At 69.6% G+C, this 27,000-nt stretch carries 20 protein-coding genes; 6 read left to right on the top strand and 14 right to left on the bottom strand.

Annotated features, from left to right (window positions below; translation table 11 throughout):
• Nucleotides 1-182: 182 nt before the first annotated feature.
• A complete protein-coding gene (locus tag AC1PK7_RS13785) occupies nucleotides 183-1,925 on the top strand; it encodes a S8 family serine peptidase (RefSeq protein WP_481098498.1) in 1,743 nt (580 codons plus the stop codon).
• 1 nt (nucleotide 1,926) lies between these two features.
• Nucleotides 1,927-2,526, top strand: coding sequence for a hypothetical protein (locus tag AC1PK7_RS13790; RefSeq protein WP_481098499.1), 600 nt, complete (start codon nucleotides 1,927-1,929; stop codon nucleotides 2,524-2,526).
• Between the two features lie 174 nt (nucleotides 2,527-2,700).
• On the opposite strand, the gene AC1PK7_RS13795 is transcribed toward AC1PK7_RS13790, so the two are convergent.
• The 4 genes from AC1PK7_RS13795 to AC1PK7_RS13810 all read right to left on the bottom strand — a co-directional run bounded on the left by AC1PK7_RS13795 (nucleotide 2,701) and on the right by AC1PK7_RS13810 (nucleotide 8,454).
• Nucleotides 2,701-3,822: a hypothetical protein gene (locus tag AC1PK7_RS13795; protein ID WP_481098500.1), complete on the bottom strand. Its 1,122-nt coding sequence runs from the start codon at nucleotides 3,820-3,822 to the stop codon at nucleotides 2,701-2,703.
• Between the two features lie 200 nt (nucleotides 3,823-4,022).
• Entirely contained in the window at nucleotides 4,023-5,042 is a 1,020-nt protein-coding gene (gene rtcA / locus AC1PK7_RS13800; RefSeq protein ID WP_481098501.1) for an RNA 3'-terminal phosphate cyclase, read from the bottom strand.
• 97 nt (nucleotides 5,043-5,139) lie between these two features.
• The gene (locus tag AC1PK7_RS13805) at nucleotides 5,140-6,360 is read right to left on the bottom strand and encodes an RtcB family protein (RefSeq protein ID WP_481098502.1); all 1,221 of its coding nucleotides are present in this window, start codon (nucleotides 6,358-6,360) and stop codon (nucleotides 5,140-5,142) included.
• A 546-nt stretch (nucleotides 6,361-6,906) separates the two neighbouring features.
• Nucleotides 6,907-8,454 (bottom strand): RNA-binding protein, encoded by a 1,548-nt coding sequence (locus AC1PK7_RS13810; protein ID WP_481098503.1) that lies wholly within the window; start codon nucleotides 8,452-8,454, stop codon nucleotides 6,907-6,909.
• 130 nt (nucleotides 8,455-8,584) lie between these two features.
• Between AC1PK7_RS13810 and rtcR the strand changes: the two genes are divergently transcribed.
• Entirely contained in the window at nucleotides 8,585-10,249 is a 1,665-nt protein-coding gene (gene rtcR, locus AC1PK7_RS13815; protein ID WP_481098504.1) for an RNA repair transcriptional activator RtcR, read from the top strand.
• 133 nt (nucleotides 10,250-10,382) lie between these two features.
• On the opposite strand, the gene AC1PK7_RS13820 is transcribed toward rtcR, so the two are convergent.
• The 9 genes from AC1PK7_RS13820 to AC1PK7_RS13860 form a co-directional block, all read right to left on the bottom strand.
• A complete protein-coding gene (locus tag AC1PK7_RS13820; protein WP_010343476.1) occupies nucleotides 10,383-10,871 on the bottom strand; it encodes a transcriptional repressor in 489 nt (162 codons plus the stop codon).
• A 16-nt stretch (nucleotides 10,872-10,887) separates the two neighbouring features.
• A complete protein-coding gene (gene gltX, locus AC1PK7_RS13825) occupies nucleotides 10,888-12,294 on the bottom strand; it encodes a glutamate--tRNA ligase (RefSeq protein WP_481098505.1) in 1,407 nt (468 codons plus the stop codon).
• A gap of 123 nt (nucleotides 12,295-12,417) precedes the next feature.
• Nucleotides 12,418-13,302 carry a carbon-nitrogen hydrolase family protein gene (locus AC1PK7_RS13830; protein ID WP_371182746.1) on the bottom strand — a complete coding sequence of 295 codons (885 nt, stop codon included), beginning with the start codon at nucleotides 13,300-13,302 and terminating at the stop codon, nucleotides 12,418-12,420.
• Entirely contained in the window at nucleotides 13,299-13,904 is a 606-nt protein-coding gene (locus AC1PK7_RS13835; protein ID WP_371182748.1) for a GNAT family N-acetyltransferase, read from the bottom strand. Before AC1PK7_RS13835 ends, AC1PK7_RS13830 begins: the two co-directional genes overlap by 4 nt.
• A 288-nt stretch (nucleotides 13,905-14,192) precedes the next feature.
• Nucleotides 14,193-14,636, bottom strand: a complete 444-nt coding sequence (locus AC1PK7_RS13840; RefSeq protein ID WP_481098506.1) for a hypothetical protein — start codon at nucleotides 14,634-14,636, stop codon at nucleotides 14,193-14,195.
• Nucleotides 14,637-14,657: 21 nt separating this feature from the next.
• The gene (creD, locus tag AC1PK7_RS13845; protein ID WP_420007338.1) at nucleotides 14,658-15,977 is read right to left on the bottom strand and encodes a cell envelope integrity protein CreD; all 1,320 of its coding nucleotides are present in this window, start codon (nucleotides 15,975-15,977) and stop codon (nucleotides 14,658-14,660) included.
• A gap of 232 nt (nucleotides 15,978-16,209) precedes the next feature.
• Nucleotides 16,210-17,652 carry a two-component system sensor histidine kinase CreC gene (gene creC, locus AC1PK7_RS13850; RefSeq protein WP_481098507.1) on the bottom strand — a complete coding sequence of 481 codons (1,443 nt, stop codon included), beginning with the start codon at nucleotides 17,650-17,652 and terminating at the stop codon, nucleotides 16,210-16,212.
• Nucleotide 17,653: 1 nt separating this feature from the next.
• Nucleotides 17,654-18,364 (bottom strand): two-component system response regulator CreB, encoded by a 711-nt coding sequence (creB, locus tag AC1PK7_RS13855; protein ID WP_481098508.1) that lies wholly within the window; start codon nucleotides 18,362-18,364, stop codon nucleotides 17,654-17,656.
• A gap of 88 nt (nucleotides 18,365-18,452) precedes the next feature.
• Nucleotides 18,453-20,393 (bottom strand): GGDEF domain-containing protein, encoded by a 1,941-nt coding sequence (locus AC1PK7_RS13860; RefSeq protein WP_481098509.1) that lies wholly within the window; start codon nucleotides 20,391-20,393, stop codon nucleotides 18,453-18,455.
• Between the two features lie 240 nt (nucleotides 20,394-20,633).
• On the opposite strand from AC1PK7_RS13860, the gene AC1PK7_RS13865 reads away from it, so the two are divergent.
• Entirely contained in the window at nucleotides 20,634-21,491 is an 858-nt protein-coding gene (locus tag AC1PK7_RS13865; RefSeq protein WP_209246385.1) for a 23S rRNA (adenine(2030)-N(6))-methyltransferase RlmJ, read from the top strand.
• Nucleotides 21,492-21,518: 27 nt separating this feature from the next.
• On the opposite strand, the gene AC1PK7_RS13870 is transcribed toward AC1PK7_RS13865, so the two are convergent.
• On the bottom strand, nucleotides 21,519-22,484 hold the full coding sequence (locus tag AC1PK7_RS13870) for a YwqG family protein (protein ID WP_481098510.1): 966 nt from the start codon (nucleotides 22,482-22,484) through the stop codon (nucleotides 21,519-21,521).
• A gap of 132 nt (nucleotides 22,485-22,616) precedes the next feature.
• On the opposite strand from AC1PK7_RS13870, the gene AC1PK7_RS13875 reads away from it, so the two are divergent.
• Together AC1PK7_RS13875 and mfd are read left to right on the top strand one after the other, a co-directional pair.
• The gene (locus AC1PK7_RS13875; protein ID WP_010343463.1) at nucleotides 22,617-23,159 is read left to right on the top strand and encodes a GNAT family N-acetyltransferase; all 543 of its coding nucleotides are present in this window, start codon (nucleotides 22,617-22,619) and stop codon (nucleotides 23,157-23,159) included.
• Nucleotides 23,160-23,277: 118 nt separating this feature from the next.
• Entirely contained in the window at nucleotides 23,278-26,958 is a 3,681-nt protein-coding gene (gene mfd, locus AC1PK7_RS13880) for a transcription-repair coupling factor (protein ID WP_481098511.1), read from the top strand.
• The last annotated feature ends 42 nt before the right edge of the window (nucleotides 26,959-27,000 follow it).

Raw genomic sequence — 27,000 nt, forward strand, 5'->3', positions numbered from 1 at the left:
TGCGTTGCGCTTGCGACGGAAATCCAGATCCGGGTAGCTTGCGCCGCGCCTGGCGATCGACCGCAACCCGATTCGATCGCGAACGCCACCCTGCAACGCCTCGATCGGCGCTGCGCAGGCGATGCCTGGCATGCACGTGGCAAGCGCCATCGACCGTCCCCCACCTCTCCTGGATCCGCCACATGACACCATTCCGCACACGACCGGTCACTGTCCTGCTGTCGGCACTCGCGCTCGGCATGGCCGCAGGCACTGCCGCGGCCGCCACAAGCGCCGCCGACGATCCGCTGTTCCGCTATCAGTGGTACCTGCACAACCAGGGCCAGGCGGTCATCGGCGACACGCTTCCCACGCCCGGCGTCGACCTGGATGTGGATGTCCTGCACGAACTGCACATCCGCGGCGCAGGCGCCAAGATCGGCGTGATCGACGGCGGGTTGGACATCCGCCACGAAGACCTTGCCGCCAACATGCTGCCCAACGGCTCGCACAACTTCCTGGACGGTTCGCATGACCCCAAGCCCAGCGACGTCGACGACGCGCACGGCACGGCGGTGGCCGGCATCGCTGCCGCGGTGGGCTGGAACGGCAAAGGCGGACGCGGCGTCGCCCCGGAAGCGTCGCTGGCAGGCTTCAACTTCCTGCAGTCGGACCAGAGCGACGACAAGCTCCGCAATGCATGGGGAAATGGTGCCGAGGCCAGAAACCTGGACATCTTCAACAACAGCTGGGGCATCGTCTCCAATTTCTATCCGAACGTCTCGGTCGAAGATCAATACGCCTGGGAGAAACTCATGCGCGCCGGGCGCAACGGCAAGGGCGCCATCTACGTCAAGGCAGCCGGCAACGACTTCAACAGCTTCATTTACGCGGACGCGCAAGGCGCCCTGGCCGATCATTGCCCGGATCTGCCAAAGCGCTACAACGTCGCCTGCAGCCTGGCCAACGTCGATCCGAAGAACGATCTGATCACCACCATCGTGGTCGGTGCGGTGAATGCGCGAGGCGTGCGCAGCTCCTACTCGTCGCCCGGCTCGGCGGTCTGGGTCAGCGGCTTCGGCGGCGAATACGGGCAGCAGAAGCGCTACCAGCAGTCCCGGTCGGCGGCGACCGCCAGCGACCCCCACTACGACCCGGCGATCGTGACCACCGACCTCAGCGGCTGCGCCGCCGGCTACAACCGCGACGGGGTGCCGGTGGAGAACGCGCTGGACGGCAGCAAGTCCTCGATCGACGCATCGTGCAACTACACCGGACTCATGAACGGCACGTCCTCGGCCACGCCGACGGTGTCAGGGGTGACGGCGCTGATGCTCGGCGTGAATCCGCAACTGACCTGGCGCGACGTGAAATACATCCTGGCCACGACCGCGCGGCCGATCGACAGCGGGCAGCCGAAGGCGCTCTACAACGGCAGCGTGATCGATCCCGGCTGGATCACCAACGCCGCCGGCCATCGCTTCAGCAATTGGTACGGCTTCGGGCTGGTGGATGCCGCGGCGGCCGTCGAGGCGGCCACGCACTTCAACACCCTGCCGCCGCTGCAGGACACCGACTACCAGGTCACCACCGACGCGGCCAGCACCATCGGCGGCGTCGCCTCGCCGGCCAGGCTGACCGTGGCCATCAAGCAGCACTTCAAGGTCGAGGCGGTGCAACTGTACTTCGACGGCACCCACAAGGATCCCAGCCGTCTGCGCGTGGTGCTGATCTCCCCGCATGGCACCCGCAGCTACGTGATGACCCCGTTCTCGGCCTTGAACAAGGACGTCTATACCCAGGGCATGTCGATCCCGCTGACCGCCAGCAATGCCTTCCTGGACGAAGATGCGGCCGGGCCCTGGACGCTGGAGGTGGCCGACATGCTCGACGCGCACGGCAAGGAACAACTGCAGGACTTCGAACTCCGCGTGGTGGGCCACTGACATGAAGACCATTACGCTCTTTCTTTTCGCCGTGCTTGCACTGACCGCGGCCACACCCGCCTCGGCCCAATACGCCGATGCCCAGGCACTGCACCAGGCAGCCAACGGCGCGCGCTTCCAGATCGGTCGCAGCACCTACCGTCTGCTGCCCGATGCCACGGTGCGCACAGGACCGCAGATGGCAGGCACCAGCGCGCAGCGCGCCCAGGTCGCTGCCGCCGATGGCGGCGGCACCGTCGTAGCGCGCATCGGACCGTATGCCATCGTGCTCGGCGGCAACGCCCGCGCCGGCACCGCAGCGGCTGCCCAGTCCCGCGCAGCGGACGCGACCGCGCTGCGCGCCGCGATCGACGAACGCAGCGGTCAGCCGGTGGTGGTCACCGGCAAGCTCAAGCTGTTCGGCACCACGCCGGACGTGGCCCGGGCACTGGCCCGCCGCAGTGGCGGCAGCCTGGTGTATGCCTCGGACCTCGATGGCAGCGCCATGATCGACTACGGCTCGGTCGACGCGGCAATGGCAGCGTCCAGGCAACTCCAGGGAGCGCCGGGCACGCGCGAGGTCTCCATGGAGATCGTGCAGGGCTTCAACCGCGCACTGTGATGCGCAGGCGGGCCGCCCAGCGATGCTGGGCGGTCGCGTGCAGCAGGCGGCTGCGCTTCTGCACCATCGGGCCTTCGTTCGACCCGCTGGCCGGGAGGCGCGGCGCATCTTGGCTAGCGAGCGCTTCGGGTGCGCCTCACCCGCCCCGCGACCGTGCACCGCAGCGACACCTCACTACGGGCAGGAAGTACCCGCGTTGCGGTGATAGCAGGCATTGCCGACAGCGACCCATCCCGCGCCAAGCTGGGTCGCATCCTGCGCGCTCATGTTGCAGGTGTATTGGGTCAGCGTGCCCGCCGCACTGCAGAAGGTGCCACCCGGCCAGGTCCTGACGCTGGGGTCGTACCAGATCGTGGTGCTGATGGTCTTGCCCTGGGTGATATGGCCCATGTACACCGACGTCAGCGTCCAGTGGCTCGGATCGCGATCCAGGCTGATGGGATTGCCCTGCTTGTCGCGCACCGGCTTGGTGTGGCCCTTGCCGATGACCTGCAGCAGCCTGGGCAGGAAATCCACGTCGTTGGACGTCGCCGTGCCGGCGAGATTCCACTGCCCGCCCATGTTGCGGATGTCGTCGTCCAGGCAGAAGTCCAGACTCTGCGTGTCTTCGTACCCATGCGGGCACCAAGGCGTGGACGGATCCTGCGCGGGAGTCGCGCCGGTATGACCCAGGTCGATCTGGTAGAACAAGGTCTGCCCCTGCGTATTGCCGAGGATGAAACTGAAGGCATAGCCGGTGCCGCTGGGCGCCGTCCCGCCGCAGCGGACATCGTCTTCGTAGGTCCTGCTCAACCCGACGCGCACGCGAATGGCGCCAAGACTGGACAGCGGCGCGCTGGGCGTGAAACCAAGCAGTGCGTTACTGCCCCAGAACCTCGAATCGGCGGTCACCAGGAACAGATCCTTCTCGCCGTCGTATGGATTTGGATTGCCCGGATCCGAACCGGCGCACTTGTTGTCGGCCTGCGCCAGTTCGTAGGCGTTGGCGTGACCAGCGTAGACCGGATAGTACTTCACCCGCGCACGCACGCTCTCGGCCTGCCAGCCCTGCGCCGAACCGCCAATCACCGGCTGCAAGGTATCCGAACTATTCGGATTGGCGCCCCACTGCGCCAGGGCATACGCGGTGGGCTGCTGCGGCCCGGACGTCCCAAGGATCTTGCCGTTGTCGTCGTTGAAGATCAACGACGCCGGCAGCGGTTGCATGAGTTCGGTGGGGGGATCGGCCATTGCCTGCGCGATCGGCAGCAGCGTCGATGACAATATCCAGCACAGCACGCGCACGTTCTTGTCCATGTGCATCCTCCATTGCGCCTGATCCTGCGGCAGGAAGCCGGCACACCGCCGGCACCGCGCGAGACTGCGCCCGCGCCGCGTCATTATGGTCCTGCATCCGGCATCAAACGGCGCCTAGCGTAGACAGCACCGCTGTGGGCATCTCACATCCTGCAGCCTGCAGGCGCCGGCACGGCGGCACCACCCGCCGGTGGCTGCCATCAACTGGACACGACCACCCGCCACTGCCGCGCATCCACCTGCTCCCAGGCGATCTCCACCGGCAGGAACTTCTCGATCAGGCGGGCATTGCTGGACAGGTGCGCGCTGACCGTATCCGTGGTGAAGGCGCCGCCACCGGCCAGTGCCATTGGCAGCAGCAACTGGTCGGCGAGGTGCTCGCCGACGCAGGCGCCGCTGTCGAGGTAGCGGCGCACCTGCGCCGCCAGGCGTTCGCCGACCTGCTCGGCGGAGACGCCGCGCTCGCCGTGACCGGCGAACACCTCCACGTGCGCCGCATGCCGCACCCGCACTAGCGCGGTGTTGCCCGGTCCCTGCGCCGGGCGCACGCTGTGCACGTGGCGCGGATTGGCGTCCACGCCAAGTCGCTCGGCCAGCACCGCCAGTTCGCGCCTGCCGATCTTGCCGGACAGGCCCGAGACCAGCACCTGCGCCTCGATCGCCTGCAGTTCGCCTCGCGCATCGAAGCAGACCTGCTGCAACTGCGCACAGGGCGCGATGCTGGCCCGCAGCGCGCCGCCGCCGGCCGGATAGAAGCCATGCCGGTCCAGCGTCAACGTCGCAGCCACGCCCAGGCGCTGCAGCGCCGGCAGCCAGGTCTCGACCAGGAAATCGGCGCAGGGCGCCAGCGGATTGTGGGTGCCACCCTCCAGGGTAAGGCGCGACGGCGCAGCGGCGCGCCACAGCGCCGGCAGCACCGTCTGCAGTACCAGCGTGATCGAGCCGGCACTGCCGGTGGCGAAGTGATAGTCGCCGGGCACCACCGCTCCCGGCTCGAAGCGCAGCGTGGTCGCGCCGATCTGCGCCCCGTGCGTGCGCGCCTGGCCGATCGTGGCGGCCGCCACGACCGCGGTCAGGTGCTGGCGCATCAGGCCCGGACGCGGACGCGCGCCACGGATGTTGCTGAAGGTGAAGCCGGTCCCGGTGCACAGGCTCAGCGTCAGCGCGGTGCGCAGCAGTTGCCCGCCGCCCGCCGCACCATCGAGTTCGATCATGTCCATTGCAACGCAATCCATCGTTGAAAAACGCCCGTGCCGGCCAACCCGCGCGGACGATCGGCGCCGACCGACCGCAGTGCATGCCGGCCGGCACCTGTGACTAGCCCTTGACGCACACCACCTGCCGTAGGGTGTGCACGATCTCCACCAGGTCGCGCTGCGCGGCCATCACCGCCTCGATCGGCTTGTAGGCCGCCGGCGACTCGTCCACCACGTCCTGGTCCTTGCGACACTCCACATGCGCGGTGGCCTTGACGTGCTCGTCGACGCTGATGCGGCGACGCGCCTCGGTGCGGCTCATCACCCGGCCGGCCCCATGGCTGCAGCTGTGGAAGCTGTCGGCATTGCCCAGCCCGCGCACGATGAAGCTTTTGGCGCCCATGCTGCCCGGAATGATACCCAGCTCACCCTTGCGCGCGCTCACCGCGCCCTTGCGGGTCACGAACACGTCCTTGCCGAAGTGGTGCTCGCGGCTGACGTAGTTGTGGTGGCAGTTCACCGCCTCGGCCTGCGCCTCGAACGGCTTGGCGATCACCGTGCGGACCGCCTCGACCACGCTGCGCATCATGATCTCGCGGTTGATCCGCGCATAGCGCTGCGCCCAGTCCACCGCGAACACGTAGTCCCCGTAGTACTGGCTGCCTTCCGGCAGATAGGCCAGGTCCTGGTCCGGCAGGTTGATCATCCAGCGCCGCATTTCCTCCTTGGCGAGCTGGATGAAGTGGTTGCCGATCGCATTGCCGACGCCGCGCGAACCGGAGTGCAGCATGAACCAGACCCGCTGCGCCTCGTCCAGGCACATCTCCACGAAGTGGTTGCCGGTGCCGAGAGTGCCGAGATGCTGCAGGTTGTTGGTCTTGCGCAGGCGCGGATGACGCTCGCAGATCAACGCGAAGTCGCTGGCCAGCTGCGCCCAGCCGTCCACCGCCGCGCCCGGCGGCGTCTGCCACGCGCCCTTGTCGCGCGCGCCGGGCGTGCGCCCGTGCGGCACCGCACGCTCGATCGCGCTGCGGATCGGCGCCAGGTTGTCCGGCAGGTCGCTGGCGACCAGCGAGGTGCGCGCGGCGATCATCCCGCAGCCGATGTCCACACCCACCGCGGCCGGCACGATCGCGCCGATCGTCGGCACCACCGAGCCGACGGTCGCGCCCTTGCCCAGGTGCACGTCCGGCATCACCGCGATCCAGCGATGGATGAAGGGCAGCTTGGCGATGTTCTGCAGCTGCTGGCGCGCCTCGTCCTCCAGCGGCACGCCGCGGGTCCACAGCTTGATCGGCGCCGCTCCCGGCTGCGCGATGACGTCGTACTGCTCGGCATTCATGGTGTTGCTCCTTGTGTAACGCATGTTCAAAGAAAAAAAGCGCGGTGACGAGGGAGGGTGGAACCTTCCGCATGGCGCCACTGACGCCGTGCGGCCGGGGCTCGAACCCGACCCTTAAAGGGCTACCAGATGGAGTTCCACCTGCATTCACCGCAAAACCAACGCATCGCCTCACGCGGCAAGTCCATACGCGGAACGATCGCTCTACCGCTGAGCTACCGCCATAGGGCGGGCGGGATTCGAACCCGCGACCGATGGAGTTCCGCCTGCATCCGCCAGGCAACGCGCACAACAGGACCGACGACGTCCGCGACAAGAGAGATGGAACATTCCCGCTCTACCAACTGAGCTACCGACCCCATCCCTGGAGTGGGCGGGATTCGAACCCGCGACCTGGAGCTTCGGAGGCTGTAGTTCCATCGGCATTCGTGGACGCCGGCGGCGAAACATGGAGGCCGCCATTGCCGCCTCCGTCAACGCGAATCTTGGTTCTCCCGCGGCCCGGCGGGCCCCATTGCCCGCCGGGTAACACCTTCCTTCAAGGCCTCACACCACGATCGAGCCGATCCGCTCGACCCAGCGCTTGGCGCCGGCGCCTTCGGCCGCGAACGTGGCCAGCAGGTCGAACACCGCGTCGCTGAAGCCGCCGACATGCAGGATGTCGTCGCGTTCGACCGTCTGGCTGGTGGCGACCGGCTGCAGGTCGATGCAGACCATGCGTGCCTGCGGGCACCGCGCCTTCAACTCGGCCCAGGCCTGCATGGTCGCGGTCGCGCCGCTACGGGTGTCGCGCCAGCTCTCGTTGTCCGACACCAGCACCAGCAGATCGACCGGCGCACGCTGCGCGTTCAACTGCAGCAGCGGCGCGCTGACGCTGGTCCCGCCACCGCACAACGCGGCCAGTTGCTGCGCCTGCGCGATCACGTCCTGGCGCTGCCGCAAGCGCAGCGACCGCACCTCGGTGTCGAACGGCAACACCGTGGCGCGCGGATTGACCCGCTGCACGCAGGCCGCGATCAGCGCGGCCACATCCACGCAGCGCACGCTGCTGCTGGCGCCACGGCGGAAGCCGGTCACCGGCGCCGCCATCGAGCCGGACACATCCACTGCCACCACCACGTTGCCGTCCAGCCGCGGCACCTGCCGCGTCGCGATCTCCATCGCCTCGCGCAGCGCCTGGCCGATCGGCGGCGGCAACTGGCTGGCCGCGGTGCTGGCCACCAGCAACTGGTACGGAAACACCCGGGCGCGCTGGATCTGCGCCGGATCGCGCAAGCGTGCCGCGACCTGCGCCACCATCGCCGGATCCTCGAACACCCCATGCCGCGCGAAGGTGTTGAGGTTCATGCGCAGGGTCTGCCACGAGGCGTTGCGGGCCAGCGCCGCCCAATGCGCCGCGGTCAGCGGCAAGGCGGTGTAGTACTGGAACGGCAACTCGGGCAACGCCCCGGACGGTGCGCGCTTGAACGCCTCGTACGCCTGCAGCAGTGCCGGCAGCGCCTCCTCGCGGTACGGCTTGCCGACCACCCACGCATACAGCGCCTCGCGCTCGGCGTCGGCCGGCTTCGGGTGGACCATGCGGATCACGTCGGCCAGCGACGGCTGCTGGCCGATCGCCGCCTGCACGATGGTCTGCGCCGAGGCCTGCTGCAGCCACCGCCGCACCAGGCACTTGGGCCGCGACCCCAGCGACTTGCGCCCGAGTTGGCCGCTGCGCACGATCTGCACGAAGTTGCGCAGCAGGCGGCCGTTGTCGATCACGCGCGGGAAAGCCCGTGCGAACAGGTCGGGATCGCGCGTGGTCAACGTGGCCAACAACAACGCCGGCATGTCCTTCATGTACGCGACCTGGCGTGCGTAGATCGCGGTCTGCGCGACGAAGGCCGGATCGACCTGCGCGCACAGCCCGAGCACCTGCTGCAGTTGCACCTCGGCACCCGCATAGTAGGTGCCGTTCAAGCAGCCGGTGGCCGCATACAGCGCAAGCGCCGCCTGCGGCGAGCGCGCATAGGCGGCGCCACCGGCGTCGTTGCGCACCGTCGCCGGCGGCAGCAGCGCGCCACGCGAGGACGAGAACAGAGAGAGGTTGGCCATGTCAGGCTCCTGGCGGGAACGGCCCGCGTTGGTGATGCCCAGATATCGCAATGGCCGTGCCAACTTTTTCGCGAACACCTCAACGCATTGATTAAAATAAGAAAATTGAGAAACGAGAGGCAGCGCTCGCTTGTTCGATGCCGAACATTCCTATAACTTCAGCGACACTCTTATAAGGATGGATATGGACAGGCCACAGGTGGTGTTCGGCATGCTCGGCACCCAACTGGATTCCGGCAGCGGCCCCGGGCGCTGGGAGAAGTGGCGCCCGACGGTGGCGCTGGGCATGCACGAGGACTTTCTGCTCAGCCGCCTGGAGCTGCTGACCGACCTGCGCCGCTACCAGAAGCTGGCGCAGCTAGTGAGCGAGGACCTGGGCCAGGTCTCGCCCGACACACAGGTGCAGTTGCACGACACCTACCTGGCCGATCCCTGGGACTTCGAAGGGGTGTACGCCACCCTGCACGACTTCTTCGCCGGCTACGCGTTCCGCCCGGACGAAGAGGACTACTATCTGCACATCACCACCGGCAGCCACGTCAGCCAGATCTGCGGCTTCCTGCTGACCGAGAGCCGGCACTTCCCCGGGCGCCTGCTGCAGACCTCGCCGCCGCGCAAACAGGGCAGCGGCGAGGCCGGCGCCTACACCGTGATCGACCTGGACCTGTCGCGTTACGACCGCATCGCGCAGCGCTTCCAGCAGCAGCAACTGCAGGACCGTGCGTTGCTGAAGAGCGGTATCGCCACGCGCAATGCGGCGTTCAACCGCATGATCGAACAGATCGAGACCGTGGCCACGCGCTCCAGGGCGCCGATGCTGTTGATGGGCCCGACCGGCGCCGGCAAGAGCCAGTTGGCCAAGCGCGTGTTCGAGCTGAAGAAGCTCAAGCACCAGTTGCCGGGGCGTTTCGTCGAGGTCAATTGCGCCACGCTGCGCGGCGACGGCGCGATGAGCGCGCTGTTCGGCCATACCAAGGGCGCCTACACCGGCGCGGTCAGCGACCGCCCGGGGCTGCTGCGCTCGGCGCACCAGGGCTTGCTGTTCCTCGACGAGATCGGCGAACTGGGCCTGGACGAGCAGGCCATGTTGTTGCGGGCACTGGAGGAAAAGCGCTTCCTGCCGGTCGGCAGCGACCGCGAGGTGGAGAGCGAGTTCCAGCTGATCGCCGGCACCAACCGCGACCTGCACCAGCACGTCGCGCATGGCCGCTTCCGCGAGGACCTGCTGGCGCGCCTGAACCTGTGGACCTACCACCTGCCCGGCCTGGCCGAGCGCCGCGAGGACATCGAGCCGAACCTGGACTTCGAACTGGAGCGCTGGTCGCGCGAGCAGCACCAGCGGGTGACCTTCAATCGCGAGGCGCGCAGCCGCTACCTCGCCTTCGCCACCGGCGCGGAGGCGCGCTGGCACGGCAACTTCCGCGACCTCAGCGCCTCGGTGATGCGCCTGGCGACACTGGCCAATGCCGGGCGCATCCAGCGCGAGCTGGTGGAGGAAGAAATCGAGCGCCTGCGTCGGCAATGGCGCGATGGCACCCCACCCTCGCCGCTGGACGCCCTGCTCGGCGACGCGGCGGCCCAGCTGGACCGTTTCGACCGCGTGCAACTGGAAGACGTGGTGCGGGTCTGCGCCACCGCCAGGTCGTTGTCGCAGGCCGGACGCGAACTGTTCGCCGTGTCCCGCACGCAGCGCGCCAGCACCAACGACGCCGACCGCCTGCGCAAGTACCTGGCGCGGTTCGGACTGGACTGGGAGCAGGTGCGCGAGGGTGGGCGCGTCGCGTCGCAGGACTGAGCCAGGCGGGCACGCCGGTGCCTTGCGGCCGGTCGCGCGGCGCGGCCGACTGGCCGGCAGGAAGCGGATCAGGAATCAGGTGGACCGGCGTCGCACCGGGCGCCAGCACCCTGCCCTGCGGCGCGCGCCGGGCTCAACCCGCGCACTTCGCACACAGCCCGTGCACTTCCAGGGTCTGCGCCTGCGGCTGGAAGCCCAGCGCCTTGGCGCGCTGTTCCAGTTGCGCGACCACGTCGCGGTCCTCCAGCTCCACCGCGCTGTGGCAGCGGTCGCAGATCAGGAACGGCACCGAATGCTGGGCGCTGCTCGGGTGGTGGCAGGCGACGAAGGCGTTGACCGATTCGAGCTTGTGCACGAAGCCGTTGGCCATCAGGAAATCCAGCGCGCGGTACACCGTGGGCGGCGCGTCGGCGCCCACGCCCTTGCCTTCGCGCACCCATTCCAGCAGGTCGTAGGCCTTGACCGGGCGCCCGGCCTCGGCGATCAGCCGCAGCACGTTGGCGCGGATCGGGGTCAGGCGCAGACCGCGCTCGCGGCTGACCCGCTCCACCACCTTGACGAAGTCGGCAGCGTCGTGGACGTGGTGGTGCGGCTCGGTGCAGGCGGTCTTCTTGCTGGACATGGCGGTCTCCCGGGAATCAGCTTCCCGCTGGGATCTTGATGAGCGCGGCGTCGATGCGTTTCAAGGCCTCTTCGCGACCGGCCAGGTAGACGGTCTGCGAGATGTCGGGGCTGACCTGGGTGCCGGTGATGGCCACGCGCAGCGGCTGCGCCACCTTGCCCATGCCGATCTCCAGGGCGGCGGCCGTGTCGTGCAGCGCGGCGGCGACGCCGTCCAGGCTCCACTGCGGCAGCGCGGCCAGAAGTTCGCGGGCCTTGCCCAGCGCCAGTTCGGCGCCCGGTTTGAAATGCTTGGCCACCGCCGCGTCGTCGTAGCTGGTCAGCGGGCGATACCAGACTTCGGCCTTCTCGGCCATTTCCTTCAGGGTCTGCACGCGCTCGCGCAGCGCCACCACCACCTCGGCCGCGGACGGGCCGGCGGCCGGGTCGATGCCGAGCTTGCGCAACTGGAATTCCAGCTGCGGCGCGATCGTCGCCGGGTCGTCGCTCTTGAGGTAGTGCTGGTTGACCCAGCCCAGCTTGGCCATGTCCAGGCGCGCAGCCTTGGAATTGACGTCCTTGACGTCGAACAGGTCGATCAACTCCTGGCGCCCGAACAACTCCTGGTCGCCGTGCGACCAGCCCAGCCGCGCCAGGTAGTTGATCAGCGCGTGCGGCAGGTAGCCGGCGTCCTTGTACTGCATCACGTCGGCCGCGCCGGTGCGCTTGGACAGCTTGGCGCCCTGCTCGTCGAGGATCATCGGCATGTGCGCGAACTTCGGCACCGGCGCGCCCAGCGCCTGGTAGATGTTGATCTGCCGCGGGGTGTTATTGATGTGGTCGTCGCCGCGGATCACCTCGGTGATGCCCATGTCCCAGTCGTCCACCACCACCGCGAAGTTGTAGGTGGGGTAGCCGTCGGGACGGAAGATCACCATGTCGTCCAGTTCGCTGTTGGCGATCTCGATGCGGCCCTTGATCAGGTCGTCGAACGCCACCACGCCCTCGGTCGGGTTCTTGAAGCGGATCACCCGGTTGGGATCGTCGCGGTACGGCAGGTTCAGCTCGCGCGCGGCGCCGTTGTAGCGCGGCTTTTCCTGCCGCGCCATCGCCGCTTCGCGCATGGCGTCCAGTTCCTCGCGGGTCTCGTAGGCGTAGTAGGCCTTGCCCTGCGCCAGCAACTGCTCGGCGACCTCGCGGTAGCGGTCCAGGCGCCGGGTCTGGTAGATCGGGCCTTCGTCGTAATCCAGGCCCAGCCATTCCATCGCCTCCAGGATCGCGTCGATCGCCGCCTGGGTGCTGCGCTCGCGGTCGGTGTCCTCGATCCGCAGCACGAATTCGCCGCCGCGGTGGCGCGCCTCCAGCCAGCAGTACAGCGCGGTGCGCGCGCCGCCGATGTGCAGATAACCGGTGGGACTGGGGGCAAAACGGGTGCGGCAGGCCATGGAACGCTCGAAACGACGGGAATCGGGCGATTTTACCTTGATGGTGCGGCGCCTGCTGGCGCCGCGGGATTGGGGATTGGAGATTCGGGATTGGTAAAGCAGCGTCTCACCGCGGGAACGGGGCTACGCGAAGCGGCTCAGCTCTGCGCGTAGCACGGCCGGTGCCAGTTGCCCGCGCCAGTCGCGGTCGTTGGCCACTTGTGCGTTGGCGCGACTGGCTTCGAACGCGGCGAAATCCAGTTCGGCGATCGCCCAGACCTGCTCGCCGCGGGTCTGCGCGACGATGCCGTCGGCGGGGAAGCCGGCGTCCATCGGCGCGTACAGCGTGGCCTCACCGGTGTTCACGTCCAGCGCCGGGCTCCACTCGGCGACGCCGGCGGTCACCGACTGGGCCACGAAGATGCGGTTCTCCAGCGCCCGCGCCAGGCAGCCCACGCGCACGCGGGTGGCGCCGGCCTCGGTGTCGGTGCAACTGGGCACCACCAGCAGGCGCGCGCCGGCCTCGTACTGGGCGCGGACCGGCAGCGGGAACTCGCTGTCGTAGCAGACCGCCACGCCGGCGCGCACGCCCTCGGCCTCGAACACCTTCAACGCCTCGCCGCCGTCGATCAGGCCGGTGGCCTTTTCGAAGCCGGTCAGTTGCAGCTTGTCCTGCCAGCCGTGGCCGCCGTCCGGGGTGAACCAGTAGGCGCGATTGCGGTAGCGCCCCTGGCCGTCGTCAAGCAGGAAGCTGCCGGCGACCACGTGCAGGCGATGGCGCCGTGCCAGGTCGGCGAACAAGGCCAGGTACGGCGCATGCAGCGCCTGGATCGCCGCCAGCGAGGCCGGCAGCCGCGCCGACACGTCGGCGCCGAAAGTCGCGGCCAGTTCCAGCGACAGATACTCGGGCAGCACCGCCAGCTGCGCGCCGGCCTGCGCGGCCTCGCCGAGCAGCGCGGCCTGCTTGTCGGCGAAGGCGGTGAAGTCGGCGGGCGCGCCGATCGGGTACTTGGCGACGGCGACTTTCATGCGACAGGCTCCAGCGCGCGGGTCCAGAAACCCAGGGTATGCGGCGTTTCGCCGCGGCCGACCTCGTTCCACGGCAGGTGCATGCGCAAGGCCGGCTGCGGTTGGTAGCCGCGCTTGCGCCAGAACGCGTCGTTGCCGCGGTAATCCGGCGGCCGTCGCGGATCGTCGGGCGCCCGCTCCACCGAACAGAACGCGGTCAGGCGGAAGCGGCCGAGCGCGCGCGCATGCGCCTCGCGCTCGTCGAAGAAGGCATGGCCGACACCGCGGCCGCGATACTGCGGCAACAACACCGACTCGCCGAAATAGAACACCCCGGCGGGGTCGATCTCACTGCCGGCAAAAGCCGCCGCGAACGCCTCGGCATCGTCGAGCAATGGCAGCCCGGTGGAAGCGCCGACCACCCGGTCGCCGTCGCGTGCCAGTACGAACACGCTGTCCGGCGAGGCGGCGTAGGCGGCCAGGTAGTCGCGTTCGTAGCCCAGATCGCCGTCGTAGAGGTACGGCCAGTCGCGGAACACCGCGATGCGCAACTGCGCGACCGCGTCCAGGAACGGCACGATCTCGGCGCCGCGCAGGCGCTGAATGGAGAGCGGAGAGTGCATCCGTGCACTCTACCGCAAGCGTTTCCCTGGCGCTGCCTGCCTGGCGGTGCCCTGGCGCGTGCGTCCTTGCCGCTTCCTTGCGGGGGCGTCCTGCCCGTCCTGTGAAGCCTGCGCTTCCTTGCACTGCCTGGCGATGTCCTTGCGCGCACGTCCCTGCCGCATCCCTGCATGAGCGTCCTGCCCGTCCTGTGACCGGCGGTGGCGTCCTGCCACCGTCGGTGTTCCTGTCGTCGATGGCCGATGTCGATCCGGCCCCGCTGTAGCGGCGATCGGCACGGCCACCCACCCTCATCGCCACCAGCGGCATAGCAGCGCCGCCTGTGCCGGCAAGACCAGCAGGCGCGCGCGACCTTGCGCCTCCCAGGTGACGAAACCCGCCGCCGACGCGCCGCTGGCGTCCTCCGCGTCCGCGTCCGCGGCCCCGCTCCGGACCGGATCGCGGCGCAGCGCGCGCCAGGGGCAGTAGCGCCATGGCACGGCATCGCCCGGCAGGGCCGCGCGCGCCTGCAGTGCGCCGCCCAGGAACGTCGCCGCGTCGCCGGCCAGTGCCGCGCGGCTGCGTTCGCTCAGGCGCAGCCACAGGGCGCCGCCGCGGTCGGCGGCGGTGACCAGTGCCGCCTGCGCGCTGCGCGCCAGCGTCGCCGGCAGGTTGCCGGGGTGCAGGCCATGGGTTTCCAGGGCGGCGGGCAGCAGCGCCTGCAGACGCCGATGCAGATGACGGTGCGCGACCATGTCCGATCTCCTCGCGACGGCTCAGCGCAACGACGCGCCGAGTTCGTACCAGTCGATCCGGCGGGTGATCCACATGATCGCGCCGAGGATGCCGAACAGCAGCAGCGAGCCCATCAGCAAGGCGTTGTCTTCCGAGGCCAGCAGGCCGTACAGCGCGCCGTACAGCACGGTGAGCATGCTGGCGAAGCCGGCCGCGCGCAGGCGGCTGCGCAAGACCCCGGACAGGTAGAAGAACTGCAATCCGATACAGGCCACCGCCGAGACCAGATAGGCCTGCCAGAACGGGATGTGCTCGGACAGGCTGAGCAGCAGCAGGAAGAAGATCGCCAGCGCCAGGCCGACCAGCAGGTACTGCAGCGGATGGATCGGCAGGCGCCTGATCAGTTCGAACAGGCCGAAGGCGACGAAGGTCAGCACCACGAACAGCAGGCCGTACTTGCTGGCGCGCTCGGCCTGCGTATACACGTCCACCGGGTCGACCAGATCCACCCGCAAGGCGTCCAGATCCTGTCCGCCAGAGGCCAGCTGCGACTGCGCACCGGTCGCCAGCGACGACAGCGCCCAGCTCGCCTGGAACCCCTGCGCGGTGATACGGCGCTCGTTGGGCAGAAAACGGCCGCCGAACAGCGGATGCGGCCACGGCGAACTCAGCGCGATCTGGTTGTCGTCGCCCACCGGCACGATCGACAGCGCCTGGGTGCCGTCGAGCACGAACTCCATCTGCACATCGTGCAGGTCGGTCAGCCGGCCCTGTTGCGTATCGCGCAATGCCGGCAGCACCGCGTGCACGCCCTTGGAGATGTTTGCCAGCCCTTCCGAGCCAGGCTGCAGCGGCAGCGCGCGGCCGTCGGCGCGCAGGTTGGGCGTACCGACCAGGCCGCGCACGTCCTGCAGGCCGATCGCCAGGTACGGTGTGCCGTAGCGGCGGCCGTCGGCAGCGGCATAGTCGAGATCCTCGAATTCGGCCTTGAGCCGCGCATGCCAGCTGTACACCTGCACCTTGAACAGACCGATATGGCGCTGTGACGGCTTCAGTTCGCCCTCCACCTGCAGCCGCCGCGGCGCCTGCAGCACGTAGCCGGTCTCGGTCTCGCGCTTGGTCACGCGCTTGCCGTCGGCGTCGAGCACCGCGACGTCGCGCTCCTGGGTCCACGGGATCACCCGCAGCGGCCCGAGCAGGCGCTGCTCGCCGGCCTTGCTCTGCGACACCCGTTCCACCGCCTCGTCGCGGTAGTGCTGGCGGTCCTGCACGGTGCCGCGAATCATCATCAGCGGGATCAGCAACAACAGGATCAATCCGCCGATGGTGGCGAATCGCAACAGCAGCTTCAGGGATTTCATGGCGGCCTCTGGGTTTGGGAGGGCGCCAGGATGCGGCCGCCGAGTGGGCGGGGTTTGAGGCGAATTTGAAGTGGATGTGAAGTGGGAGGAGCCGGGATTGGGGAATCGGGATTGGTGGCCGGCATCCCGTCGACGCGGCATGCCCTACTGTAGGAGCGGCTTCAGCCGCGAAGGGCTCTACCGGGAGCGCACGGTCGCGGCTGAAGCCGCTCCTACACGAGCGCTCTCCGGCTCAGGCCAGCGGCAACGCCAGGCAGGCCACCGCGCCACCGCCGTCGCGGTTGCGCAGGCTGGCGTCGCCACCGTGCAGGCGCGCCACCTCGCGCACGAACGGCAGGCCGAGGCCGGAGCTGCGCTGGCCGGTGGCCGGCCGCGCCAGCGAATAGAAACGCTCGAACACCCGCTCCAGCGCGTAGTCGGGAACGCCCGGACCGGCGTCCTCCACCACCAGCAGCACGCGCGCATCGGCGCCGCGTTCGGCGCGCAGCACGATGCTCGCGCCTTCCGGGGAGAAGGCGATGGCGTTGTCGAGCAGGTTGTGCAGCGCCTGCCGCAGCAGATAGGGATCGCCCGACACCACCAAGGTCGGATCCAGTGCCTGCACCTGCAACTGCAGTCCGCGCGCCTGCAGTTGCGGCGCCAGCGCTTCGGCCAGGTCCCCGCACAACGGCGCCAGCGCCACCGGTTCGCGCCGCTGCAGCCAGCCGTGCTGTTCCACCTCGGCCAGCGCCAGCAGCTTGTCGATGGTCTCGGTAAGGCGCTGCTGCTGCTCGGCGATGTTGCGCACGAAGCGCTGCCGTTCCGGCTCCGGCAGCGGCTCCTGCAGCAGTTCCGCGGCGCCGCAGATCGCCGCCAGCGGGCTCTTCATCTCATGGGTCAGCGACTGCACGTACTGCTCGACGTACTGCTTGCCCTCCAGCTTGCGGCGCATGGTCTCCAGCGCGCGGCCGAGATCGCCGATCTCGTCGCGGCGCGGCGGCGGCGGCGGCACCGGCGCACCGGCACTGACCGCCTGCGCATAGCGGTTGAGCCGGCCGATGCCGCGCAGCAGGCCCCAGGTCATCAGAATGCCGATCAGCGCGGAGATGCCGATCAGCCAGGCGCCGCGCAACAGGATGCTGCGCTGGCTGGCGACGATGAACGGCTCGATGCTGCGGTTGGGCTGGGACAGGGTCAGCACGCCGATCAGCCGCTGCGGCTCGGCCGGATCGTAGACCGGCGCGGCCACATGCATCACCGTGTGGTTGGGGTCGCCATCGGCCTCGGGACTGGAGCGGGCGCCGTACTCGCCGCGCAGGGTGCGGTACACGTCGTTCCAGCGCGCGTTGTCGCGGCCGATGTCCTGCCCGCGCGAGTCGAACACCACGATGCCCGCCGCATCGGTGATGGTGACGCGGTAGTCGACACTGTGCTTGGGGAAGCGCCAGACCATCGCACGCGGATCGCGCCGCTGCGCGGCGGCCAGGTCGCGGGCGAAGCGGCCGCTGGCGATGTGCCCGTCCTTCAGGTCCTGCGCGGCCATCTGCGCCAGCACGTTGGCCGCGTCCACCAGGGTCGATTCCATCGCCTGGCGCACACCCGGCTTGACCTCGTTGACGAACACCCGCATCACGAAGAAGGCGGCCACGCCGACGATCAGGAAGAAGCCCAGGAACAGCTTCAGCCCCAGCCGCACCTCAGGCCTCCAGCGCGTAGCCGAGGCCGCGGTGGGTGCGGATCGGGTCGTGGACGGCACCGGCCGCGCGCAACTTGGCGCGCAGGGTCTTGATGTGGGTGTCGACGGTGCGGTCGGCGCTGTCGGCGCTGCTGTCCCAGCCGCGGTCCATCAGTTGCGCGCGACTGAGGATGGCGCCGGGCCGCTGCAACAGCGCCGCCAGCAGCGCGTACTCGTAGCGGGTCAGCTCCAGCGGCGCGTCGCGCCAGCGGATGCGGCGGCCGTCGCGGTCGATGGCGAAATCGCCGTGCTGCTGCCAGCCGGCGTCGGCATCGCCGACCACCACCGCCGGGCGCCGCAGCCGCGCCCGCACCCGTGCGACCAGCTCGCGCGGCGAGAACGGCTTGGCCATGTAGTCGTCGGCACCCAGTTCCAGGCCGAGCACGCGGTCGATCTCCTCGTTGCGCGCGGTCAGGAACAGCACCGGCACCTGGCTGAAGCCGCGCAGCGTGCGGCACACCTCGAACCCGCTCAGGTCCGGTAGGCCCACGTCCAGCACCACCACGTCGATGCCGCCCTCGCGCAGCTGCGCCAGCGCCTCGCGCCCGAGCTGGCAATGCCGCACCGCGTAGCCCTCGCTGCGCAGCGCGTACAGCACGGTGTCGGCGATGGCGGATTCGTCCTCGACCACGAGGACACAGGCGGCGGCAGGCATGGACATGGCGCGCAGCATAGCCGCCGCGCGGGCGCCGCGGCAGCCTGTGTGGCCATCGCCGGCGTCGACCAGCCTCGCGCAGAACCCGATGCGGACAGGCGGAGCGTCAGCCGCTGCGGCCGCCGCGCGCACTGGCCGCGCCCGGCGGTGCCGCCAGTTCCACCCGATTGCGGCCGCCGTGCTTGGCCCGGTACAGCGCCGCATCGGCGCGCGCCAGCAGCGCCTGGCTGCTCTCGCCGGCGCCGGCCTCGGCGACGCCGATGCTGACGGTCAGGCGCAGGCCCGGCACGACCGCGTCGAACGCCTGCCGTTCCAGCACCTCGCGCAGCTGGCCGGCCAGTTGGCTTGCCTCGGCGCAGGTGGCACCGGGCAGCAACGCCAGGAACTCCTCGCCGCCGGTGCGGCCGAAGCTGTCGTTCCTGCGCACGCGCTGGCGCAAGGTCGTGGCGACCAGCCGCAGCACCTGGTCGCCCGCGGCGTGGCCGTGCTCGTCGTTGATCCGCTTGAAGTGGTCCACGTCCAGCGCCAGCACCGACAGCGGCATGCGCCCGCCGCGCGGCAACACAGTCAGCGCAGTGTCGAGTTCGGCCAGCACCTGGCGCCGCGAGGCGACGCCGGTGAGGCTATCGATGCGCACTTCGCGGCGGGCGCCGCGCAGGCGCCCGAGGGTCAGGAACAGCACGCCGCCCAGTACGACCAGCAACAGCAGCGCCGCGCCCAGCAACACGCGCCGCAGAGTCGCCTCGCGCTCCATCGCCTGCAGCCGGTTGCGCTGGGTTTCGGCCTTCTGCGCCAGTTGCAGCGCCGCCAGGTCGCGCTCGCGGCTTTCCGACTCGGCGATCAGGAATTGCGATTGCTCGCGCTGCATGCGCGTGTCCAGTTCCTGCTGCACGCGCATCTGCGCCTCGCGCGCATCCAGCGCCTGGCGCCAGGCGCCCAGCGCGCGCAAGGCCGTAGCCTTGAGGTCGAGCACGTCGCTGAGGCTGCGCAGATCGCCGTTGGCGCGGTAGCCCTGCTCGGCCCGCTCGACCAGCGCCAGTGCGGCCCGCGCATCGCCGCTGCGTTCGGCGATCAGCGCGTCCACATAGTCGCGCCGCGCGCGCATCAGCCGCGTGGCGCCCATCGCGACCAGTTGCGCCTCGGCCTGCTGCCGCTGCGCGCGTGCCTGCGGCAGGTTGCCCAGCAGCGCGTTGACCCGGGCCGCGCGCAGCAGCAACGACGCCTGCGAGCCTTCCTGCGGATGCCGGCCATGCAGTTCCGCCGCGCGCAGATAGGCGGCCAGCGCCGCCGGCAGGTCGCCGCGCTGTTCGGCGATCGCGCCTTCGCGCTCCACCGCCAGCGCCTGCATGTAGCCGCCATCGCCCTGTCTGGCCCGCTGCAGGACCTCGGCGACGACCTGCTGCGACAGGTCCGGCAGGCCCATGTCCAGGTAGGCGTCGGCGATGCCGATCAGGGTCAGCAGCGCCACCCAGCCGCCATCGCGCCGTGCGTCCAGCGCGCGCAGTTCTTGCAAGGTGCGCAGCGACTGCGCGTAGTGGCCGGCGTCGCGCTCGGCGAAGGCACGCATGCGCAGGGCCGCCGCGCGCAGGCGCGGGAACCGCTGCGCGTCGGTCAGCGCCAGGATCGTGGTGGCGGGCCGTAGATAGGCCGGGCGCTGGCCGTCGTTGTACAGCGCATAGGTTTCGCACAGCAGGTACTCCAGCCGGACCTGCACATGGGTGCGCGCGATCGCGCCGCGCGCGCCGCGCCGCGCCTGCTCCACCGCCGCAGCCGGACCCTGCGGAAAATGCTGGCAATCGAAGGCGTCCAGGCGTGCGCGCCGCACCGGGTCGCTGGCAGGCAGCAGCGCCTGCAGCCGCGCATGCGCGACGCGGTAGGCCTGCTCGTCGGCGGCCATGTCCTTGCCGTGCGCACCGACATCCTCGATCAGCGCATCGAACGCCGCAGTCTGTGCCGGGCGGGGGCTGGATGGCTCGGCACGGGCGGCGCCGCATGCGGCGAACGGCAGTGCCAGTGCAAGAACACCGAGCAACAGGGAAGAAGACATCGACATGCAGACCGTGGCACTCGCCGACCGCCACCCGGCATCGGCACTGCGCACCCGAACGCTGCGACGACGCCTGCGCCCGGGTGCACAGGCCCAATCGTCCACGCCGTCCGGCCGCAGGCCCGGAAAGCGCCGCGGCCGCGAGCGGCCGCCCGCCTAGTGTACCGCGGCTGCGGAGACGCCCTGCCCGGCATCGCGGCAGGCGTGGCCGGCCGACGTGGCGCCCCGTACACTGCGCGGATGAATTACCGCCACGCCTTCCACGCCGGCAACCATGCCGACGTCCTCAAGCACATCGTGCTGCTGGCGCTGCTCGATGCGTTCAAGCGCAAGGACAGCCCGTTCTTCGTGCTCGATACCCACGCCGGGCGCGGCCGCTACCTGTTTGCGGCCAGCGAGGCGCGCAAGACCGGCGAGGCGGTCGCCGGCGTGCTGCGGCTGATGGGCCAGCCGACCCTGCCGGAGGTGGTGGAGCGCTACCTGCGCGCAGTGCAGGCCGACAACCCCGTGGGAGCGCTGGTCGCCTATCCTGGCTCGCCGCTGCTGGTGGCGCAGGCACTGCGCACGCAGGACCGGCTGGCCGCCTGCGAACTGCAGCCCGAGGAAGCCGCTGAACTCAAGGCGTTGTTCGCCCATGACCGCCGCGTGCAGGTGCATGCCGGCGACGGCTATGCGGCGATCAAGGCGTTCCTGCCGCCGAAGTCCGGGGCCAACCGGATCGGCCGCGGACTGGTGTTGATCGATCCGCCCTACGAAGCGCAGGACGCCGAGTACCCGCTGATCGTGGCCGCGCTGCGCGAGACCCTGAGCCGCTGGCCGCAGGCGGTGTGCGCGGTGTGGTATCCGATCAAGCAGCGCCGCAGCCTGCAGCCGTTCTTCCGCAAGGCCGCGGCGTTGCCGGTGGCGTCGGCGCTGGTCGCCGAACTGCAGGTGCGCCCGGACGATTCGCCGCTGCGGCTCAACGGCAGCGGCATGCTGCTGCTCAATCCGCCCTGGCAGTTCGAGCAGGCGCTGGCGCAGGCGCTGCCGCCGCTGAAGGCGCACCTGGGCGAGGCTGGCGCCAGCACGCGCCTGGAGTGGCTCAAGCGCGAGGCGTGAGGTGCCGGCGCCGCGGCGTGCGCGCGCTCAGAAGCAGTCCCAGTTGTAGGCGACCCGGCTGAAATCGCCGCGCCGCAGGTCGTCCGGATCGATGAAGAAATTGGCGACGCCGCTGTCGCCCCACATCATCTCCTCGTCGCTGTCCAACTGCAGCAGCAGGACCTGCTTGTCCTGCAGGGTACGCGGGTCTTCCTGGGTGAACTCCGGGTAGCCGCCCAGCTTGTTGCCGCCACGGCTCAGCGCATCGAACAGCGCGTCGTCCACCGCATCCTGCGACACCGCGTTGCGCTTGGCGTAGGCGGCGGCCACTTGCTCCAGCGGCGTGCCCAGCACCTGCTCGAAGCGCACATCGCTGCTGCCGATGGTTTCCTCGCCGGCGTCGAACCGCATTGCCCGCGGCCGCGCCGGATCGAACGGCAGCGTGTCGGCCGCCGGCAACGGCACCTCGGCCTGCCGCGCCGACGCCTTCGGCTGCGGCCAGTACACCACGCGGAAATTACGTTGTTCGCTCAGCGCGGCCAGGTCGCTGCGCGCACCACCGAAGTTGGCCCCGTAGAAGTCGTCGTCGCCGCCGATGAAGAACTGCAGCATGCCCTGGCGCGGGTAGCCGGGCAGCGGCGGCATCCGCGCCAGATCGATCTGCGCCAGCAGCGCCAGCGGCTGGCCGTCGGCCGCGTGCGGATACGGCCTGTCGCCGGTCCAGTAAGGACGGCCGCCGACCTTGCTGGCCAGGCGATCGTCCTGCGCCATCGGCTGCAGTTGCACCTGCAGCACCGGCCGGCGCGTGGCCTGCAGGCGCGCCTGGTACGGAGCCAATGCCTGCGTCGCCAGTTGCTCCGCATCGGCGGCTGGAGCGGCGGTGGTGGCGGTCGGCGCGTCGTGGTGCTGCACGCGCAGCAGCCATCTGCCACCGCCCACCAGCAGCCCCACCAGCAGCGTGGCCAGGCCCAGCCCGATCGCCGCGGAGACGGCCACGGCATGCGAGGTCTTCATCGTCGTGCATTCCCTTGAACGAAGCGCCACTCTAGCAAGACCACCCCGACGGCACATCGGCAGGACGCTGCGTTCACGGGCGTAAGGTTTTGGTAATGCGAGAATCCAGGCTTCGTCGAGGATCATACGGCCATGGCTACCCGCAACCGCATGCCTCCGTGGCATGAAACCTTCACCCTGCCCAGTGGACGCGAATTGCTGATCCGGCCGATCCGGCCGGAGGACAGCGCGCCGCTGCAGGGTGCCTTCGGCCTGCTCGGGCCGACCGAGATCCGCGAGCGCTTCCTGCATTCGACGCAGGAACTGACCGAGGACATGGCGCAACGCCTCACCCACCCCAATCCGAAGTCGGAACTGATCCTGGTCGCCGCCGAGCCGCTGCCGCCGGGCGAGGCCGTGGTCGGCGCGGTGGCGCGCGCGGCGATCAACCCCGGCACCCGCGAGGCGCAGTACGCGATCCTGGTCAGCAGCTTCGTCTCCGGGCAAGGGTTGGGCCGGCAGCTGATGCGCAAGCTGGTCAAGTGGGCGCGCCGCAAGTACCTGGACCGGCTCTACGGCGACGTGCTCGAACGCAACGTGCCGATGCTGCAACTGGCCGAGTCGCTGGGCTTCCAGCGCATGCCGCATCCGGACAATCCGGACCTGGTGCGGGTGGTGCTGGAACTGGGCAACTGAGTCCCCGCGCACCGAACCACTCTCCGCCATCCCCGCCCGCGCTGCCAACCGGCGCGCCGCGTTTCCCGGGTTGCGCCGCGCCGGTCGCGGCACCCGGCTTTGCTAAACTCCACGGTCCATGCCGCCCCTTCCCTTCCCCGTCCCGCCGCTGCCCAAGTCCGGCCAGCTCCGCGCGCACTGGCGCGCTCCCGCGTCCTCCACTGCCCTGGCCTGGCACATCGCCTGCGCCGCGTCCGCGCACCGCGGGCCGTTGCTGGTGGTCGCCCGCGACAACCAGAGCGCGCATCAGCTCGAAGCCGACCTGCACAGCCTGCTCGGCGACGATCCGGGCCTGCCGGTGGTGCCGTTCCCGGACTGGGAAACCCTGCCCTACGACCAGTTCAGTCCGCACCCTGACATCGTCAGCCAGCGCCTGGCCGCGCTGCACCGGCTGCCGACGCTGACCCAGGGCATCGTGGTGGTGCCGGTGCAGACGCTGATGCAGCGGGTGGCGCCGCTGCGCTACATCGTCGGCGGCAGTTTCGACCTGCGCGTGGGCCAGCGCCTGGACCTGGATGCGGAGAAGCGGCGGCTGGAAAGCGCCGGCTACCGCAACGTGCCGCAGGTGATGGACCCGGGCGATTTCGCCGTGCGCGGCGGCCTGCTCGACGTGTACCCGATGGGCACCGACGCGCCGTTGCGCATCGAACTGCTGGACGAGGACATCGATTCGATCCGCGCCTTCGACCCGGAGTCGCAGCGTTCGCTGGACCATGTGCAGGCGGTGCGCATGCTGCCCGGGCGCGAAGTGCCGATGGACGATGCGAGCGTGGAGCGGGTGTTGACCGCGCTGCGCGAACGTTTCGACGTGGACACCCGGCGCAGTGCGCTGTACCAGGATCTGAAGGCCGGGCTGGCGCCATCGGGCATCGAGTACTACCTGCCGCTGTTCTTCCAGGAGAACCGCAGCAGCAGCGCGCGCGAGGCCACCGCCACCCTGTTCGATTACCTGGGCGAGCACGTGCTGCCGCTGATCGCGCCGGGCGTGGGCGCCGCCGCCGATGCGTTCTGGGCACAGACCCAGGCACGCTACGAGCAACGCCGCCACGACGTGGAGCGCCCGCTGCTGGCGCCGGAAGAGCTGTACCAGGCACCTGACGTGTTGCGCGAACGCCTCAACGGCCTGCCGCGCATCGACGTGTGGGCCGCCGACCATCCACGCATCGACGAGGCGCAGGCGCTGGGCGACCAGCCGCTGCCGCCGCTGCCGGTGGCGGCCAAGGACGCCGCGCCGGGCGCGGCGCTGAAGAGCTTCCTCGATCACTATCCGGGCCGGGTGCTGATCGCCGCCGATTCACCGGGCCGCCGCGAGGCGCTGCTGGAAGTGTTGGCGGCCGCGGAGTTGAAGCCGGAGGTGCTGCCAAATTTTGCTGCCTTCCTCCCTTCTCCCACCGGGAGAAGGTGGCGCGAAGCGCCGGATGAGGGTGCGGCGTCTGCGCGGCTCTCATCGAAGAAGACTGCTTCGTCCGCATCTTCTACAGCAGCGCAGGCAAAACTCCCTGGCGGTCGTACCCTCACCCCAACCCCTCTCTCCCACGGGGACTCCCTGCGGTCGCCAGAGGGAGAGGGGCTTGATGCTGCACGCTTTGCCATTGCCGTGGCGCCGCTCGACGACGGCTTCGCGCTGGAGGAGCCGCGCATCGCGGTGCTGACCGAGCGCCAGTTGTTCCCCGAGCGCGCAAGCCAGCCGCGGCGCAGCCGCCGCGTGGGACGCGAGCCGGAAGCGATCATCCGCGACCTGGGCGAGCTGTCCGAGGGCGCGCCGATCGTGCACGAGGACCATGGCGTCGGCCGCTACCGCGGGCTGATCGTGCTCGATGCCGGCGGCATGCCCGGCGAGTTCCTGGAAATCGAGTACGCCAAGGGCGACCGGCTGTACGTGCCGGTCGCGCAGTTGCACCTGATCAGCCGCTACTCCGGCGCCTCGGCCGAGACCGCGCCGCTGCATTCGCTGGGCGGCGAGCAATGGACCAAGGCCAAGCGCAAGGCCGCCGAGAAGGTGCGCGACGTGGCCGCGGAGCTACTGGAGATCCAGGCGCGTCGCCAGGCTCGCGCCGGATTGGCGCTGCAGGTGGATCGGGCGATGTACGAGCCGTTCGCCGCAGGCTTCCCGTTCGAGGAAACCCCCGACCAGCTGGCCGCGATCGACGCCACCCTGCGCGACCTGGCCAGCAGCCAGCCGATGGACCGCGTGGTGTGCGGCGACGTCGGCTTCGGCAAGACCGAGGTCGCGGTGCGCGCGGCCTTCGCCGCGGCCAGCGCCGGCAAGCAGGTGGCGGTGCTGGTGCCGACCACGCTGCTGGCCGAACAGCACTACCGCAACTTCCGCGACCGCTTCGCCGACTACCCGCTCAAGGTCGAGGTGCTGTCGCGCTTCAAGAGCAGCAAGGAGATCAAGGCCGAACTGGAGAAGGTCGCCGCCGGCAGCATCGACGTGATCGTCGGCACCCATCGCCTGCTGCAGCCGGACGTGAAGTTCAAGGACCTGGGCATGGTCATCGTCGACGAGGAGCAGCGCTTCGGCGTGCGCCAGAAGGAAGCGCTGAAGGCGCTGCGCGCCAACGTGCACCTGCTGACCCTCACCGCCACGCCGATCCCGCGCACCTTGAACATGGCCATGGCCGGCCTGCGCGACCTGTCGATCATCGCCACGCCGCCGCCGAACCGGCTGGCGGTGCAGACCTTCGTCACCCAGTGGGACAACGCGCTGCTGCGCGAGGCCTTCCAGCGCGAACTGGCGCGCGGCGGCCAGCTGTACTTCCTGCACAACGACGTGGAGAGCATCGGCCGCATGCAGCGCGAGCTGAGCGAACTGGTACCCGAAGCGCGCATCGGGATCGCCCACGGGCAGATGCCCGAGCGCGAGCTGGAAAAGGTGATGCTGGATTTCCAGAAGCAGCGCTTCAACGTGCTGCTGTCGACCACGATCATCGAATCGGGCATCGACATCCCCAACGCCAACACCATCGTCATCAACCGCGCCGACCGCTTCGGCCTGGCGCAGTTGCACCAGTTGCGCGGCCGCGTCGGCCGTTCGCATCACCGCGCCTACGCCTATCTGCTGGTACCGGACCGGCGCAGCATCACCCCCGATGCGCAGAAGCGCCTGGATGCCATCGCCTCGATGGACGAGTTGGGCGCCGGCTTTACCCTAGCCACCCACGATCTGGAGATCCGCGGCGCCGGCGAACTGCTGGGCGAGGACCAGAGCGGGCAGATGGCCGAGGTCGGCTTCAGCCTGTACACCGAGCTGCTGGAACGCGCGGTGCGCAGCATCCGCCAGGGCAAGCTGCCGGACCTGGACGCCGGCGAGGAAGTGCGCGGCGCCGAAGTGGAACTGCACGTGCCGGCGTTGATCCCCGACGACTACCTGCCCGACGTGCATACCCGCCTGACCCTGTACAAGCGCATTTCCAGCGCCCGCGACAGCGACGGCCTGCGCGAACTGCAGGTGGAGATGATCGACCGCTTCGGCCTGCTGCCGGATCCGGTGAAGCACCTGTTCGCGATCGCCGAACTGAAGCTGCAGGCCAATGCGCTGGGCATCCGCAAGCTGGAACTGGGCGAACACGGCGGGCGCCTGGTGTTCGAGGCCAAGCCCAACGTGGATCCGATGACCATCATCCAGATGATCCAGAAGCAGCCCAGGCTGTACGCGATGGATGGCCCGGACAAGCTGAAGCTCAAGCTGCCGCTGCCGGAGGCGGCCGACCGTTTCAATGCCGCGCGCGGCCTGCTGACCGCGCTGTCGCCACGCTGAGCGACGCGGGCGATCCTGCCCGCGTCCATCCCCGCGGCGCCG

It is taken from the genome of Xanthomonas sp. NCPPB 3174 (assembly GCF_056725205.1).